Annotated in this window: 13 protein-coding genes and 1 riboswitch; of the genes, 8 read left to right on the forward strand and 5 right to left on the reverse strand. The window is 42.9% G+C overall.

Annotation, left to right across the window (positions count from 1 at the left end; genetic code table 11):
* Nucleotides 1-97 precede the first annotated feature (97 nt).
* A complete protein-coding gene (gene rseP, locus ACK4HU_RS08940; protein ID WP_409805734.1) occupies nucleotides 98-1,411 on the reverse strand; it encodes an RIP metalloprotease RseP in 1,314 nt (437 codons plus the stop codon).
* Nucleotides 1,411-2,577 (reverse strand): 1-deoxy-D-xylulose-5-phosphate reductoisomerase, encoded by a 1,167-nt coding sequence (locus ACK4HU_RS08945; RefSeq protein ID WP_409805737.1) that lies wholly within the window; start codon nucleotides 2,575-2,577, stop codon nucleotides 1,411-1,413. Before ACK4HU_RS08945 ends, rseP begins: the two co-directional genes overlap by 1 nt.
* 388 nt (nucleotides 2,578-2,965) lie before the next feature.
* Here ACK4HU_RS08945 and ACK4HU_RS08950 point away from each other — a divergent pair, with 388 nt between their 5' ends.
* The 3 genes from ACK4HU_RS08950 to ACK4HU_RS08960 all read left to right on the forward strand — a co-directional run bounded on the left by ACK4HU_RS08950 (nucleotide 2,966) and on the right by ACK4HU_RS08960 (nucleotide 5,764).
* Entirely contained in the window at nucleotides 2,966-4,411 is a 1,446-nt protein-coding gene (locus ACK4HU_RS08950; RefSeq protein WP_409805740.1) for a S1C family serine protease, read from the forward strand.
* 331 nt (nucleotides 4,412-4,742) lie between these two features.
* Nucleotides 4,743-5,078 (forward strand): nucleotidyltransferase family protein, encoded by a 336-nt coding sequence (locus tag ACK4HU_RS08955; protein WP_409805742.1) that lies wholly within the window; start codon nucleotides 4,743-4,745, stop codon nucleotides 5,076-5,078.
* A gap of 269 nt (nucleotides 5,079-5,347) precedes the next feature.
* The gene (locus ACK4HU_RS08960) at nucleotides 5,348-5,764 is read left to right on the forward strand and encodes a nucleotidyltransferase substrate binding protein (protein ID WP_409805744.1); all 417 of its coding nucleotides are present in this window, start codon (nucleotides 5,348-5,350) and stop codon (nucleotides 5,762-5,764) included.
* A 235-nt stretch (nucleotides 5,765-5,999) separates the two neighbouring features.
* Here ACK4HU_RS08960 and ACK4HU_RS08965 read toward each other — a convergent pair whose 3' ends face one another.
* From ACK4HU_RS08965 to ACK4HU_RS08975, 3 genes are all read right to left on the reverse strand, one after another.
* Nucleotides 6,000-6,248 carry a hypothetical protein gene (locus ACK4HU_RS08965; protein ID WP_409805747.1) on the reverse strand — a complete coding sequence of 83 codons (249 nt, stop codon included), beginning with the start codon at nucleotides 6,246-6,248 and terminating at the stop codon, nucleotides 6,000-6,002.
* Between the two features lie 367 nt (nucleotides 6,249-6,615).
* Complete coding sequence (locus tag ACK4HU_RS08970; RefSeq protein ID WP_409805750.1) at nucleotides 6,616-7,662, reverse strand: YncE family protein; 1,047 nt, start codon at nucleotides 7,660-7,662, stop codon at nucleotides 6,616-6,618.
* A complete protein-coding gene (locus ACK4HU_RS08975) occupies nucleotides 7,659-9,503 on the reverse strand; it encodes a TonB-dependent receptor plug domain-containing protein (protein ID WP_409805753.1) in 1,845 nt (614 codons plus the stop codon). The genes ACK4HU_RS08970 and ACK4HU_RS08975 overlap by 4 nt, the downstream gene beginning before the upstream one ends.
* 130 nt (nucleotides 9,504-9,633) lie before the next feature.
* Nucleotides 9,634-9,859, reverse strand: a riboswitch (cobalamin riboswitch).
* A 155-nt stretch (nucleotides 9,860-10,014) separates the two neighbouring features.
* Here ACK4HU_RS08975 and ACK4HU_RS08980 point away from each other — a divergent pair.
* The 5 genes from ACK4HU_RS08980 (at nucleotide 10,015) to ACK4HU_RS09000 (ending at nucleotide 16,088) form a co-directional block, all read left to right on the forward strand.
* Nucleotides 10,015-11,184: an ABC transporter substrate-binding protein gene (locus tag ACK4HU_RS08980; protein ID WP_409805756.1), complete on the forward strand. Its 1,170-nt coding sequence runs from the start codon at nucleotides 10,015-10,017 to the stop codon at nucleotides 11,182-11,184.
* A gap of 57 nt (nucleotides 11,185-11,241) precedes the next feature.
* Nucleotides 11,242-12,261 (forward strand): iron chelate uptake ABC transporter family permease subunit, encoded by a 1,020-nt coding sequence (locus tag ACK4HU_RS08985; RefSeq protein WP_409805758.1) that lies wholly within the window; start codon nucleotides 11,242-11,244, stop codon nucleotides 12,259-12,261.
* Nucleotides 12,262-12,427: 166 nt separating this feature from the next.
* Nucleotides 12,428-13,408, forward strand: a complete 981-nt coding sequence (locus ACK4HU_RS08990) for an ABC transporter ATP-binding protein (protein WP_409805761.1) — start codon at nucleotides 12,428-12,430, stop codon at nucleotides 13,406-13,408.
* A gap of 536 nt (nucleotides 13,409-13,944) precedes the next feature.
* Nucleotides 13,945-14,244 (forward strand): carboxypeptidase-like regulatory domain-containing protein, encoded by a 300-nt coding sequence (locus tag ACK4HU_RS08995; RefSeq protein ID WP_409805763.1) that lies wholly within the window; start codon nucleotides 13,945-13,947, stop codon nucleotides 14,242-14,244.
* 263 nt (nucleotides 14,245-14,507) lie between these two features.
* Nucleotides 14,508-16,088: a glucoamylase family protein gene (locus tag ACK4HU_RS09000; protein WP_409805766.1), complete on the forward strand. Its 1,581-nt coding sequence runs from the start codon at nucleotides 14,508-14,510 to the stop codon at nucleotides 16,086-16,088.

Genomic DNA, 16,088 nt, shown 5'->3' on the forward strand with positions numbered 1-16,088 from the left:
ATCCTATAAAGTCAAGGTCAATGCCAAAAGGGCATTGGGTCATATTGGCAGCTTAGATTAAATTCAATCAATCGATTTAGTAGCTAGAGTAAGGTGATCAGGAAAACAATTTTAAAATATCGTTACCTATCGCAAAGACCATCAAAGCCAAAAGAATCACCATCCCGACTTTCTGAGCATTTTCAAGGAATCGATCCGAAGGAGTTCTTCCGGAGACCATTTCATAAAGCAGGAATACTACGTGTCCTCCGTCCAATGCAGGAATCGGCAATAAGTTCATAAAGGCCAAAATCATGGAAATCAAACCTGTGATACTCCAGAATTTCACCCAATCCCAAGAAGCCCCATAGATTTTTGCCATTCCGATCGGTCCACTGACATTTTTAGCAGAAACCTCTCCGGTAAACATTTTGCCTAAAGCTTTTGCATTGACGATCACCACTCCAAATGCCCTTTGGGTTCCTTTGGAAATGGCTTCACCAAAACCGAATTGTCTGCGAGTTGGCTCAATAAGTGACTGTACAGCGATTCCAATTCGTGCTTCATCAGTCACAGCAATTGCCAAAGTGTCAATTCCTGCTTTATTCTGCCGGACCACTTGAGCAGTCTTTCCTACTAAGGGCTGTAGGGCAGATTGCATTTCATCAAAGTATTCAATCGGCTGATTATTCACAGCTAAAATCTTGTCTCCAGGCTCAATTCCAGCAGATTCAGCTCCACTTCCTTTATCAACCAACCCTACTTCAAACGGAAAGCGAATAGAAACGAATTTGCTGAATGACTCCTCGCTGTTGAAAGTATTAATGAACCCACGTGGAATTTCGATTTTGATTTTTTCACCATTGCGATCTACGGTGTAATACCCGTTTTCGCTGAGTAAAGCCGAACCACTAGTCAGGTCATTAATCCCCTGATATGCTTCCCCATTGATGTCTAGGACTTTGTCTCCTGTTTTGAATCCAATCATCTCGCCGTATTCATAGGCTACGATTCCTTGTTGGATCACTTGATCTCGGGAGTAGTACGTTTCTCCGTTATTGTAAACCAATACTACGAAGATGACAATCCCTGTGATCACGTTAACGATAATACCTCCAAGCATTACAATCAATCGCTGCCAGGCTGGTTTGGAGCGGAACTCCCAAGGCTGCGGTTCGGAAGACATCTGCTCGGTATCCATGGACTCGTCCACCATGCCGGAGATCTTCACAAAGCCTCCCAATGGAATTGCTCCTATTGAATATTCGGTCTCTCCCCACTGGAATCCAGCGATTTTGGGAGGAAAACCAATTGAAAATTTCTCTACTCTCATGCCAAACATCTTGGCAGTAAGCAAGTGACCCAATTCATGCAGCCCTACCAGGATCGATAATCCCAAGAGCAGTTGGCCCACCATAATCAATGTTTCCATTATTTGTTACGCTTAATTAGTTGTGTTGTAATTGTTCTTGCCTCTTCATCTGTGCCGATATAATCATCCAAACTAGGACGGGCGATAAAGGTTGCTTTTTGAAGTGTCTCTTCGATCAGATCCGACATCTCCAGAAATCCCACTTCCCTATTTAAGAAAGCTGCTACCGCAATTTCATTGGCAGCATTGAGGACGCAGGGAGCATTTCCCCCTTTTGCTAAAGCATCAAATGCCAGTTGAAGGTTCCTGAAAGTTTTCAAATCCGGCTGCTCAAATGTTAATTGAGGATAATTCATAAAATTAAATCGCTCAAAGTCGCTTTTCAATCGATCCGGAAAGCTGAGAGCAAATTGAATCGGGATACGCATATCCGGCAAGCCAAGTTGTGCTTTGATCGAACCGTCCTCAAATTGCACTAAAGAATGGATGATACTTTGTGGATGGACAACGACCTCGATTTGTTCGATTTTCAATCCAAAAAGCCACTTTGCCTCAATTACTTCCAAGCCTTTGTTCATCAAAGAAGCTGAATCGATGGTGATTTTAGCCCCCATATCCCAATTGGGATGCTTGAGGGCTTGCTCTCTCGTGACAGTTTCCAGAAAAGCCCGATCTTTTCCACGGAAAGGACCACCCGAAGCAGTCAAAATGATTTTTTCGACTGGGTTGTGGTATTCACCTACGAGACATTGGAAAATCGCCGAATGCTCGGAGTCTACCGGAAAAATATTAACCCGGTTTTCTTTCGCTAATGCAGTGATAATCTCTCCTGCAACTACCAAAGTCTCTTTATTCGCTAGCGCAATCTGCTTCCCAGCCTTGATCGCATTCACTGTTGGAATCAATCCAGAATAACCCACCAAGGCGGTTAAGACCACATCGATGGTTTCCATTTCCACGATTTGAGCGATTGCTTTTTGACCTGCAAAAACTTTGATATCATGCCGATCTAAAGCCTCTTTTACTTTCTGATAATTGGCTTCATTTCCGATCACCACTGCATTCGGATTGAATTCAAGCGCCTGGGCGATAAGTAAGTCGCAATTATTCTGAGCAGTTAGAACCTCAACTGAAAAAGTTTTGGGATGCTGACGGATCACCTCTAGGGTCTGAGTTCCGATGCTTCCGGTACTACCCAGGATGGCTACGCGCTTAGTTTCTGTCATTCGAAGAGGGTTACAATCTATCTCAAAACTTCAGTTTTTGGCTAAAGTTCTTTTCAGGCTGACAAAATTACCAATTGGGCAGACTTTTCCTTGTACATCTCGTCACTTTTTGGGGAATGGGATGATTTTTGGTCATTTAACAGCAATTATCCGTATTAAAAATTGTGAAGTAACTAAGTTCTGGAAACTATCAGCTCACATTTTGAGTAACAGAAAAATTATAAACAGCTTCTTTGTAAGAAATTAAAACCAAGTAAAGAAAATAGCCGTCAAAATTTTGATTCATGCCATCTGCGCCTGCGCGCCGCGGCGTGGTCTCCTGTCTTCGAGCAGATCTTCAAGAGATTATTGGTTTAGTATCCTAAAGCGAAATCCTTAAACAGAAATTATGAACTCACTCATCAAATCTATCGGATTGCCTTTTATGGCAGGGATTGCCGGAGCGGCTTGTTGGTCCTATCTTGAATTTAAACCAGTTGAAAATTCTGAATCGACATTTTTTGAACCCAAACGAACCGAAATGCAATTTGCATCTTCCTATCGGCCAGAAAACTCAGCCATTGCTTCTGAAATCCCGGTTTCCTTTGTAGAAGCTTCGCAAAACAGCACTGAATCGGTCGTTTTCATCAAAAATTTTACCGGTACAGATCCAAGAAGAAACAGCATGTTCGACTATTTCTTTGGAACCGGGCCTTCTCAGCAAGTAGGCACAGGATCGGGTGTGATCCTATCTAAAGATGGATACATCATCACCAATAACCATGTGATTGACCGGGCAGAGACCATTGAGGTAGTTCATAAGAAACGAACCTATGCTGCCAAACTCGTTGGAACTGACAAAAACACAGATATCGCAGTTCTAAAGATCGAAGCCGATAATCTTCCCGAAATCAAAAAAGGAAATAGCCGAAGCCTCCAAATCGGTGAATGGGTATTGGCCGTGGGAAATCCATTCAATTTGACTTCTACTGTTACTGCGGGAATTGTATCTGCCAAGGAGCGTCAGATAAATATCCTAGGTGGAGATTTCCCTTTGGAAAGCTTTATCCAAACTGATGCGCCCATTAACCCCGGCAACTCAGGTGGAGCATTGGTGAATATTAAAGGTGAATTGGTAGGAATCAATACTGCCATCCTTTCCCGAACAGGATCCTATACCGGATATGGTTTTGCCGTGCCAGTGGATATTGCTTTGAAGATCGCTAATGACTTGATCAAATACGGTGAAGTCCAGAAAGCCATTCCTGGAATTGACGTGGTAGAATTGACACCTGAATTGGCAGAGGAAATGAAACTGAAGACGCTCGATGGAGTAATTGTTACACACACTTTACGCACGGGAGCAGCTGAAAAAGCCGGAATTCAAAAAGATGATGTAATCATTAAAATCGCTGACTGGAAGATCACCGGAAAGGGTAGCTTCGAGGAAGCACTTTCTTATTTCTACCCGGGAGATAAAGTAGCAATTGAATACATGCGAAATGGCAGCATAAAGACTGCTCAACTCACCCTTCAAAATCTCGAGGGAGAAGAAGGGGTCATCAAGCGTGAGTTTTTCACCTCCGGAGTTTTGGGAGCCAAACTTGAAGCGGTTAATACCATTGAAAGAGACCGTCTCAAAGTCCCTTATGGCATCAAGATCACTTCAATGACCAGAGGATATCTTCGGGATTTAGGTTTAAGGGATGGATTTGTGATCACCCACATCAATCAAATTCCCGCCAAGGACCCGAAAGCCGCCGGGAAATATTTGGAAGAATTCAGCGGCAAACTTCGGCTCGAGGGAGTAGCCCCAAGTGGTCAGCCATTTATGCAGAGCTATAATGTGAAATGATTTGAAAATTGATTGGCTTTCATTAAGGTGAATTTGGTTATACGTTTTCTACCACCAACTAAATTTTCTTAAGTTTCACCTCGACTTCGCTCGGTGTCCGTTAGTTTTGTTTTAAAGGGAGGGGAGGGAAATGGCGGCGCCCATTTCCCCTCCCCTCCCTTTAACAACTTCACATTCGGTGGCCGAGCAGAGTCGAGGCCATTTTGATCTATTAGCAAAGTAATATTTACATACATAAAGGAAATGGATTTCTCTTGGCCACAGCGGATAATCATTTGGTCACGTTTCATTTGGTAAGCTCGAATTGATCAAAATCTTAGTATATTGATTTATGCATTCAGATTTGAAAAAGCTCCTGAATTTGGAAAACTTAATTCCCCTCTTGGAAAACCATAAGGTGAAAAATGCCTATGTCTTTGGATCTATTCTTACTGAGCATTTTGACTCAAACAGTAGCGATTTTGACTTTCTAGTAGAAATTGAGGAGTCAGATCCTTTGGTTAAAGGTGAGCTTTTAATCAGTCTTTGGGATAAATTGGAAAGTTTGACTGATCGAAAAGTGGATCTTCTAACGCCTGAAAGCTTAAAAAACCCGATTCTATTGAAATCAATTAATAGCAATAAACTGAAGATCTATGACAGATCGGGAGCGAAAGTATTTAATTGATATTCCTAAAAATTATGGGCCTAGATTAATAAGTTTAAAACCGAACCCTAAAAATCTTGAGGTTTGCGTAGTTCTTCGGTCTTCGCCTGCGCGCCGTGGCGTGGTCTCCCGTCTTCCGTCCTATAGCCTAAGGAGTTTGTGATAACTGTTTGAGAAGCGTATCCTTAAATATTAACCCAAAATGAAATCGAGCCTTCCTCAAGACGAAATAAAAGCTTACTTTTTAGTTGCGAGATTCCATGTGGCCATAAAAATTAAATTATAATCACATGAAAACCCTACCCCAAACTTGTGAACAGTGCCTCGAAGAATTCAGTACCGCATTGGAGGAATTGGTGATTTATGCAAGCCGAGGTGAAAAAACCGGATATAGTGAAATACATTCCAGAGATCTGATCATAAATTTCGAAGTGGCGCATGAATTAGCACTGAAAGTCATTGCGAAATTCTTCGAAAAACAAAAGAAAGGTCCCTTTTCAGGTTCACGAGATGCGACTGTCGAGGCTTTTCACGCAGAGCTAATCGATGACGGCAAATCCTGGCTGGATATGATCATCGACCGTATCCAATACAATCCGGTTTACAGTATCGATACCCAAGCCAACTTTCTGGAAAACATCCGAAAAAGATACATCAGACTCTTGGAGCGATTTGAACGAACAATGGCAAAAAAGCTGGAGGAGTGATTTTGATATCTATTATCAGATCAGAATTGCATCAAATCCAGCTTATATAGAGAAAATCTATCGCAATCCACAAAAGTGGCAACCTACATGGAATTGATTCCTCTAAAGTGGCTCTTTTTATGGGATCTGAATGGAAAAATCTATGACGCTCAAGTTGTTGGACTCTATTTTCAATCCCAATTCTCATTTTTCTCCAACCTTCAATAGATATATCTTTCTTGCTGAAAAAAATTATTTAACTAGAAAAATAGATCGTGCCTTCAGCACTCAAAACAGAATCATCTTCACTAAATCCCGGCATTGCATACCGGGCTTTTACAGTACGTGCCTTTGGCACTGCCAAGATTCCAAATGAAATCGAGCCTGCCTGTAGACAGGCATGGCCCAAACCGACACACATAGGGATGCCCCGATAACCCCGATAGCTATCGGGGGGGAAACTATGCGAAATCCCACCAGCCGGCAGGCAGTTGTGACAATTCAAAATCAATTTATAGACACATAAAATCGAAACTTTTCCTTTGTGAACTTGAGAAAAATCAATTGTACCTTCTTAGGTTAAAAGTCCAATTCCAAGACTGATCGACCAACTTCTTTTTCTCTGCGAACTCTCAATGGTGAAAATCTTTGCGTCACTTCGCGTACTTCGTGGCTGAAAATCAAAAAGCTTTAGCTTTTCTCTGTGTCCTTAAAAAATTCAATCAAAAGGATCACCCCTGAGGATCTTAGAGCATAAATCTCCTAAAACCTCCATCTCAGTGATCTCTGTGGTGAAATTCCAAAAAAACCCGATCCATCGACCGGGCCTATTAATTTTTCAATTTTGAAATTTTTCAATCTTTCAATTCTTTTCACCTAAAAACAAACCCCGAAGGCCCTCTGCCGACCTCCATCTTTTTCACTTCTGCACCGGATTTACTAAATACCGTTACCTCACCATTTCCCTGGAATCCTTTGGCATTCGCAACATAGATTTCCTGCCGCTCCTTATCATAGCCAATTCCATAAAAGCCTGATCCGGTTTTCCAGCTAGGAGTCAAAGTCGTGTCAAACAGTGAAACCACCGCTACGCCATCATTGTAATCCGGCCAACCCGAACTGGTCAAAATATAAATTCTGTCATTCTCCCCCAAAGCGATTCGGCGAGTGGCTTTGGAAATCGGGAACTCCCGAAATTCCTTTTTGGTCAGATTAGATAATTGGAAAGACTGAAAGTAAATTTTTTCAGAATCATACGAGTAAACCCAAAGATCTCCCCGCTGCTCAAAAAACTGAACTGGCTTACCTAAAACCTCGATCGTTTTGGATACCTCCTCAGTATCTGCATCGATAATCTCGATTTTCCCCTGTTCAGACCCAGCCACAAACACAAATTTTCCCGAGGTAAATAAATCCTCCGGCTTATTCGAAACTTTGATTTTCTTTTTAACTGTACCTCCATCCAAACCTGCGACCACTGCAACATAAGAATTCGGAGTCCTGAAGCTTGCATCATATGGGCCATAATCAGAGATAAACAGCTTGCCACGAGCCGTAGCCAATGATCTCGGTTGATCCAAATCACCGATGACAGAACCTATCGACTTAAAGTCTCCCGGATTCACTATCTCTACCTTTCCCGTATTTGCCACCAAATAAAGTCGGTCTTCCTCCAACACAATATCCTCCAAAAGTCCGGCAAAAGGACGGTTGTTCTCCGTCTCAAATACGTTCTTCTTTATGGAACCAGTAGTCGGATTTAAATGAAATACTTCTCCATCATTTGAACCGAATGCTCCTTCATTCATGATTAGAATTCCGGTGTCATAGGCACCAAGGGGTTGTTCTTTGCCTGAGTCGTTGCAGGCAAATAATAGAAAAGTCAGAGCCAAGGCTCCTAAATGGTTTTTGTAATTCATAAGTGTATGGTTAGATTAATTTGATAGGATCGACCGGGCATAGCACGGAGGTAAAGTACTTGATAGTCTTTGTCTAGCAGATTGAGGACTTGAAAACTGAGCGGAAATCGGGTTTTACCCCATTTTAGGTCGGAAAAACGTAGCCCTGCATTCCAGATTTGATAGGATTCCAAAATCCGGGCATTGCCGGTTCCGATGGCTCGCTGACCCACTAAATAAGAACCAAGATTTACTGCAAATCCAGCATATTCTGCTGACAGATTTCCATTAGCCTGATGCTTTGGAGTATAAGGAAGTTGGCGAGGATTTGAAGGTTCAGAAGTGAGATCCAAAGCTTCGGAAAAAGTATAACTTAGACCTAATTCCCAGTTTATATTTCCTGTTTTCCAGTCCCCTTTTCCCTGGTATTCAATTCCTTGATTTTGGACTTCACGGATATTTTCCGGACTCCATAACGAGCCCCTCGGTAGCCAAATGATCCAATTATAAACCTGCATCCGGTAATAGGTCAGACTTTGATCCCAAGAGAAAGCACCCTTTTTCAGCCAGTTCAGACCAATTTCTCCAGAAACACTTTCCTCTGGAAGCAAATCCTGATTTCCTCCGGGATTCCAAAATCGATCGTTGAGTGTAGGCGCTTTGAACCCCTTTCCTAGGGAAGCTTTCAGCAAAAGATTTTGATTATCGGATTTCCAAAAAGTCCAATCCCCACCAATGCTGGGAAGGAAAGGAATGAAATTATCCAAATAAGCGAATTGTCGAAGGTTTATCGAAAGAGCAAGATTCTCCGAGGCATTCCATCTTGCGGATTGATACAATTCAAAGCGTTGATCTGTGGCGAAATAGGTGCTTAATTCTCCCTGAACAAAAGTCGCTCTAGCGCCAGCCTTCAACTGCCAATTTTTACTATTGGAAAATTCCCAGTCAGAAGCAGCGAAAAACTGATGAGTCCGATTTAGACTTTCATTGAAAATTAATTTGTCCTGAATCCATCCTGTTTTCAGATTCCAAACAGCACTTTTACCAAATCGGAAATAGTCCACTACTGCTCTGAAGTTTTCATCCGATTGCTGATCGGTAGTATTGGAACCCATCACAGGCTGAATTTCCCGCTCGGAATTATTCCACCAAAACGCTGCCTTCAACTGACTTTTAGCACTGAGATTCCATGCTAAATCCTGCACAAATCCCAATTGTTCCGACTGCGCATGATCTTGCCTGACCTCCGGTGTGCCGGGTAACGCAATATTTTGATACCTAAAATTATTCTGTGCAAACTGTCGGTAAACCCTCGTCTTGCTACTGAAACTTTTAGAAGAAAATCCTCCAGACAAGGACGTGTTGAACAATCCAAAACTCCCAAAGGTCTGAGAGACTTTTCCTTCGAATCCCTTTCCAAACCCTGTTTTTGAATTCAAATGTAGGCTCCCACCGATGGCTTCATTTCCAAAAAGTGCCCCCGAACTCCCAAAGTGTAATTGCGCTTGATCGATCGCCTCCACGGGCAAAATTGACAGGTCACTTTGACCAAGTGATGGACTGTTGATCGGAAGTCCATTCCAAAAAATGGCTGTGTGACCAGCCGAGGTACCTCGAAATGATGGTGAAGCCAACATCCCTGCACCGTATTGACGAATGAACACAGGACTTTTTTCCTGCAGCAAATCGCCCAAAGAACGTGTAGAATACGCCTCCAAAACCTTGGAATCAAGGTTTACCACCTTCTGCCCTTGGGCAAAGCGATCCAAGGAAGGCGCATACACCTCCACTTGCTCTAACGTGACGGTGTCCTGAACCGGCACAAAACCGAATACAGAAACTACCCAAAACAACAATGTCATGCCTGATCGAATAAGTTTAAACTCAATTCGATTCGGGCTTGAAGAGAAATGGGAAGAAATGAAAACTTTCCCGCCGAGAAATAAATCTATAGGGAAATCGACATGTCTTCTTCGCTTTTCCTCCGAAAGCACAGAATCAACAGATCAAGGCAGGTCTCCTGGCTCATCTGATTTTTGCCGGCCTTCTCATCCCGATACTTGTCCGCAGTGGCGGATCGGGACAATGGCATAGTGGAGCAAAAACTTTTTCTTTCCGATTGATAAGAAAGACAGATTAACAGTTGCGGGGACAGCTCCGGTTTTACACCGGATTCCCTTTTAATCCCAAGAGCCGAACCTGTCCCGATCCCGATAGCTATCGGGACGGGACGGGAGGTTTGGGAACCTTCATCGGCGACAAAGTAAAGCGATTTTGATTTGGTAAAAAAGCGGTTGGCCGTAACTAATTTTGGAAAGCAGGGAATATCTCTTTTACCTTGGCAGAATATTTCGTCCTATATTTCTAATCCCTGTGAACACAAAAAAACATACTTATCGCTCGCTACCAATCAATTACCTACTTTACTTTTTGAGCTTTGGCATGTTAGTTTCCTGCGGGAAAAAATCTGAATCCATCACTGAAAAAACTCCAATTGCACTGAGCTATGCTAAGGGATTTGAAATTTATAAGGGAGAAGATTTCTGGGAAATCCAGGTGACCCAAGGCTACAAAGGAGCGGAAAAATCATTTCGATACCTGGTATTAGAAGAGAATTCACAGGCTGAAAAAGTAGGGTTTGATGCCGTGGTTCAGTTGCCGATTTCAAAAGTTATCATGACTTCCACCACGCATATTCCGCATTTGGATTTACTTGAATCAACCGAGAAATTGATTGGTTTTCCTCAAACGGATTTGATTTCCTCTGAAATAACCAGAAAATTGATCGACTCCGGAAAAGTCACCGACTTAGGAAAAGGCCCTTCAGCCAATCCGGAAATTGTCATAAATCTGCAACCTGACTGGATGATGATTTCGACTTTGGGAGAGGATTTACGGTATTTGGATCTATTTGCGCAAGCGAAAATCCCTGCGATCATCAATGGAGAATATGTCGAGCAAAATCCACTCGGAAGGGCCGAATGGATCAAGTTCACCGGGATTTTACTCGGTAAATATGAGGAAGCTGTAACCGCTTTTGAAGAAATTGAACAAGCATATCTAGATGCTGAAAAACTCACACAGAACTTACCGAAAGCGGCAAAACCAAAAGTCCTCAGTGGAGTGATGTATCAGGACATTTGGTATGCACCGGGGGCGGATAGCTGGGGAGCAAGAATCCTTGAAAACGCCGGGGGGAGCTACATTTTTGCTGACCAAAGCGGCGAAGGAAGCCTGCAACTCAATTATGAATTTGTCTTGGATAATGGACTGGAAACTGACTTTTGGATCGGGTCATCAGACTTTGAAAATCTCAAGGCTATGGGCAATTCCGAACCTCGCTATCAGGCTTTCAAGCCATGGAAAAATGGTCAAGTCTATACTTACACGGCAAAAAAAGGAGCAACAGGTGGTTTGGAATATTTCGAATTAGGCTACGTTCGCCCCGACTTGATTCTCAAGGACCTGATCAAGATCCTCCACCCGGAACTATTGCCGGAATATGAGTTGTACTTTTATAAGAAACTCGATGAAGGCAAGTAATCCGATCCCATCTTCGCCGTGGTTTGTGTCCCCACAAACCACCTACACATCAAATAGATGAATCTAAAAAGCCTGCTTTTCCCCATCACCTTCCTCCTACTCTTTCTGAGCTTTTTGCTCAATCTGAGCTTGGGTTCGGTATGGATTCCGTTTGGGGAGATCGTCTCAGGACTATTTTCGGGAGATTGGAGCAAAGCTTCTTGGGAGCAAATCATTCTCAATTATCGCCTTCCAAAAGCACTTGTGGCTATCTGTGCAGGTATTGGTCTGAGTTTAAGCGGACTTCAGATGCAAACTTTTTTCCGCAATCCTTTGGCAGGACCTTTTGTCTTAGGCATCAGTTCCGGTGCAGGTCTGGGCGTGGCGATTTTGATGCTGGCAGGATCAGCTTTTGGTTTTGCCCTGAGCGGAGTGAATTCATGGGCGATAGCTTTTGCAGGAGTTTTGGGAGCAGGATTGGTCTTATCGGCAGTGAGTTTGGTGGCTTGGAAAGTCAAAGACAGCATGACGCTTTTGATCGTCGGTTTAATGTTTGGATCGGCAGTTTCAGCGGTAATTTCAGTGCTTTCTTACTTTTCTGGTGCTGAAGCTTTAAAGCTTTTCACCGTTTGGTCGATGGGAAGTTTAGGAGCTTTGGGTTGGTCACAAGTTGGAATTTTAGTGATTTTAGTCGTCATCGGATGCATTCCTGTTTTCGGATCAATCAAATCCTACAATGCGCTTTTGCTTGGTGAAGCCTACGCAAAGAGCATGGGAATCCGAACCGAAAAGATGCGCTGGCTAATGATCGGGAGTACGGGGATTTTGGCAGGAGGAATCACTGCTTTTTGCGGACCGATAGCATTCATCGGGATTGCTGTTCCACATCTTGCGCGGATAGTATGGAAGAGCTCAGATCATCGAATCCTCTTTCCTGCCTCAGCTTTGATTGGAGCGATTCTGCTTCTACTTTGCGATGCGGCTGGGCAGCTTCCGGGATTTGCCAGCACACTACCAATCAATGCTGTGACTTCGCTGGTCGGTGCACCGATTGTTATTGGTTTGATTTTGAAACGGAACTTTAGCAGAGATTTTTAAAGGATGGAAATGTTTGTTATCAATTTAAAAAATCCCTCCCGAATCAAGTTCGGGACAAGCTCTAACCTCCTTTGTAAAAGGGGGAATCTTCTCAATTTGAGCTTCAAACCTAATTTTTATAGCCACCTGCCAGGTTTCAGTAAAATTTTTAAAAAAATATTAGTAAATGACTGAATTCCGGCACCATATCGCACTAGAGGGAAAGGGTTTGACACTTGGTTATGTCCACCAAAAAGTCAAGAAAGAAATCCTAAATGAGCTGGATTTCCAGCTTCTTTCAGGCGAACTCACATGCCTGCTTGGTCCCAATGGAGTTGGAAAATCCACACTGATCAAAGCCATTCTAGGTCAGATTAATCTTTGGAAAGGTGAGATTTTGATCGAAAATAAAGCCATTGAAAACCATGGGGTCGAAGAACTCGCCAAGCAGATTTCTGTGGTGTTGACGGAACCTGTTTTTCCCGGAAATATGACCGTGGGTCAGCTTGTGGCTTTGGGAAGAACTCCACATACGGGTTGGTCAGGAAAGTTGAATGAGAAAGATCGGGAAATCGTAGAAAAAGCCCTTTCAGACACCAAAATCAATTATCTCCGAGACGAGCACTTGAGTGAAATCAGCGATGGTCAGCGTCAGAAAGCAATGATAGCCCGAGCGTTGGCACAAGATGGGAAACTGATGATCCTGGACGAACCAACGGCACATTTGGACTTGGTCAACCGGTTTGAAATCATGGAATTGCTCCGAGACATTGCTTCGCAAAAAGGAAAGGCTGTCCTCGTAGTAACTCACGATTTGGATATTGCCATTGAGACCGCAGATCGGTTTTGGCTGCTCAATTGTGGCACTCCATTAATCTCCGGTAAACCTGAAGACCTGATCATCTCAGGGAAAATCAATCAGCTGTTGCATGGAGAGAAGTATCGGTTTAGCTTGGAAAGAGGGAAATTAGAGTTTGAGATTCGAGATTCGAAATTTGATATTTCCGGCCCGAAGGAGCTGGTGTTTTGGGTTAGGAAGGCGCTTGTCAAGGCTGGAATAGCAGAAAAAAATGACCCGATTTTTATAGAAAAAGATCCTTTTTTGCTGTCAATAGGCGAAATGAAATTTGATTCGATTGACAAGCTAACTGACTTTTTAAAGAAATAAATCACAGAATCTTTGCGGGAAAGAAATCAATCCTAAACCCCATCCAATTAACTAGAAAATCTCACAAAGACAGGAAGACGCAAAGCCTTCTTTTTCTTGGCGGATTTAGCGCCATGATGTTTCTGAAGCATTTCTAACTGCTTCTATTCACAAGCCCAACAAATAAGTTTAAGTAAGTGTGGTGAGAATCCCTTACAAAAGTTTTGAAAACTAACTAATACAAAAGGAAATTACTCCCCAGTTTGAGTTGATATGTTGATCGGTCAATTGAATAAGTAGTGGACTGCTCATAGGCAAAGTAGCACCCATAACTTTCTTTTTTTTAATGAAGTATTAAATTGAAAAAAGCAATCACATTCACATAAAGACGTATTTGACCCTCAAATTCACCAAAGAAAAAAAATAAAATTGACGCTCAAATTAGGTCAAAGTCCGTGTAATATTTTTGGAAAACCAATCGGGAGAGGTATTTGGAAGTTTGATTTTTAGAAAATAACCATTTTTTGAAAATGGGCTAAACCAACTAAACTAAAACCATGATGGGAGAATCACTACCTCTGGAGAACTACCAACGAGTGGGTCGTTTTATCCTTCTCACATTGTTCATATTTTTTGGACATGTGGCTTCCGCCCAAAGTGACTTGCAAGTCAGTGGCACTATTCTGGATTCCAGCGGCCAACCTTTACCCGGTGTGAACATTGTCATCAAAGGCACTTCCAATGGAACGGTATCCGCCTTGGATGGAAAATACAGTTTAAATGTGCCGGCAGACGCAATTCTCGTCTTTTCATTCGTTGGATTTAGCAGTCACAGCATAGATATTTTGACTTGGTAAGACAGGGACGGGCGCAAACCGTTTTCAAAAATCTTGATATCAACTGGATGCCTGGAAAGCATGAAGTCTTCCCAATTCCACAGTCGGAAATCGATATCAGCGGGGGAATTCTAACGCAGAATCCTGGCTATTAAAACTCCGAATTCTGGAAAGAGTACTGATTTGAGCTAAAAAAACCACTGTTCAATTGAAAATCCCGAATTATCCTGAAGCAATGAGTTTCCGGATAATTCGGGTATTTTTATTTAAAAAATAAACCCTAAATGAAGAGCACCCTCTTATTCATTCCAATACTTTTTTGCTTAAGTCTTTTTTCCTGTCAAAATAAAGCCAAGGATTCCGAAACAATCGAAATTGATGCATACGAACAGCACGTGGAAATAAGATGGAATCCATCAGCTGAAGCCAAGACCTATTCAGTTTGGGCAAGTTTGAACGGAGATAATTTCATTCAGCGAGGTATAACTACAGATACTTTATACTTGGACTTTGTCTCGGATCTTGGGACTGAACTGAAGCTCAGCTACGAGGTCCGATCCAATCAAGGACAAGAAACCGTAGTAGTAGCAAGTAGCGAAACAGCCACTCGCAAAATGACGGAAGAGGAGCTCTTGGATATGGTGCAATACTACACCTTCCGATACTTTTGGCATGGAGCGGAACCAATGTCCGGAATGGCTGCAGAACGAATTCATCTGGATGGAGATTATCCTGACAATGATGCCCACATCATCACCACAGGAGGGACTGGATTTGGACTTTTTGGATTGATTGCAGGGATTGAGCGAGGGTGGATTACCCGAGAGCAAGGGTTAGTAAGAATGGATCGAATTGTCAGTTTTCTGGAAAAAGCAGATCGATACCACGGGATCTGGGCACACTGGATAGACGGACAGACAGGGAAAACCAAAGCCTTTAGCCCAAAAGACAATGGTGCAGATCTGGTCGAGTCGGCATTTCTGATGCAAGGACTACTAGCCATCAGAGAATATTACAAAGACGGAACTGCCACTGAAAAAGCTGTTGCAGATCGAATCAATACCCTTTGGAAAGAAATGGACTGGACCTGGCATACACAGGGGGCAAGAGACGTCCTCTATTGGCATTGGTCACCTGAGTATGAATGGGAAATGAATTTCCCGCTGGAAGGATATAATGAATGCCTGATCACCTATGTCCTAGCTGCTGCCTCCCCTACATATACGATCGAGCCTGAAGTCTATCACAAAGGCTGGGCAAGAGGAGGCGGAATTAAAGCCAATGTGCAAGCTTACGACATGCCACTCCAACTCATACACAATGGCGCTGAAGCGATGGGAGGCCCACTTTTCTGGGCGCATTATTCCTTCTTAGGCTTGAATCCAATGGGTTTGAAAGACCAATATGCCGACTATGAGCAAGAAAATCGAAATCAAACCCTGATCAATCGGGCTTGGTGCATTGAGAATCCCGGGAATTTCAAAGGTTACGGAGAATCACTATGGGGATTGACGGCTTCCTACTCGATCAACTTTTACAATGCGCATCACCCCGGCAATGACACCGGTGTCATCTCACCTACTGCGGCCATCTCTTCGGTTCCTTACACTCCCAAAGAGTCCATGGAAGTCATCAAAAACCTCTACTACAACTATGGTGAAAAAGTCTTTGGCAAATATGGTTTCTACGATGCCATGAGCCCACATCATAACTATTTTCCTACCCGATATTTGGCAATCGACCAAGGTCCGATGGTAGCAATGATCGAAAACTACAGAACCGGTCTTGGATGGAAGCTATTTATGGGAGCACCTGAAGTGAAAGCTGGATTGGAAAAGTTGGGATTCACGTCGCCGAATTTGTAG

Source organism: Algoriphagus sp., from assembly GCF_046296635.1.
Taxonomy (GTDB): Bacteria; Bacteroidota; Bacteroidia; order Cytophagales; family Cyclobacteriaceae; genus Algoriphagus.

Excerpts from the sequence above, each read along its gene's own strand:
- ACK4HU_RS08990 (WP_409805761.1), top strand. The coding sequence starts at position 12,428 with ATGACTGAATTCCGGCACCATATCGCACTAGAGGGAAAGGGTTTGACA.
- ACK4HU_RS08950 (WP_409805740.1), top strand. The coding sequence starts at position 2,966 with ATGAACTCACTCATCAAATCTATCGGATTGCCTTTTATGGCAGGGATT.
- ACK4HU_RS08975 (WP_409805753.1), bottom strand. The coding sequence starts at position 9,503 with ATGACATTGTTGTTTTGGGTAGTTTCTGTATTCGGTTTTGTGCCGGTT.
- ACK4HU_RS09000 (WP_409805766.1), top strand. The coding sequence starts at position 14,508 with ATGAAGAGCACCCTCTTATTCATTCCAATACTTTTTTGCTTAAGTCTT.
- ACK4HU_RS08960 (WP_409805744.1), top strand. The coding sequence starts at position 5,348 with ATGAAAACCCTACCCCAAACTTGTGAACAGTGCCTCGAAGAATTCAGT.
- ACK4HU_RS08995 (WP_409805763.1), top strand. The coding sequence starts at position 13,945 with ATGATGGGAGAATCACTACCTCTGGAGAACTACCAACGAGTGGGTCGT.
- ACK4HU_RS08985 (WP_409805758.1), top strand. The coding sequence starts at position 11,242 with ATGAATCTAAAAAGCCTGCTTTTCCCCATCACCTTCCTCCTACTCTTT.
- ACK4HU_RS08945 (WP_409805737.1), bottom strand. The coding sequence starts at position 2,577 with ATGACAGAAACTAAGCGCGTAGCCATCCTGGGTAGTACCGGAAGCATC.
- ACK4HU_RS08970 (WP_409805750.1), bottom strand. The coding sequence starts at position 7,662 with ATGAATTACAAAAACCATTTAGGAGCCTTGGCTCTGACTTTTCTATTA.
- ACK4HU_RS08955 (WP_409805742.1), top strand. The coding sequence starts at position 4,743 with ATGCATTCAGATTTGAAAAAGCTCCTGAATTTGGAAAACTTAATTCCC.
- rseP (WP_409805734.1), bottom strand. The coding sequence starts at position 1,411 with ATGGAAACATTGATTATGGTGGGCCAACTGCTCTTGGGATTATCGATC.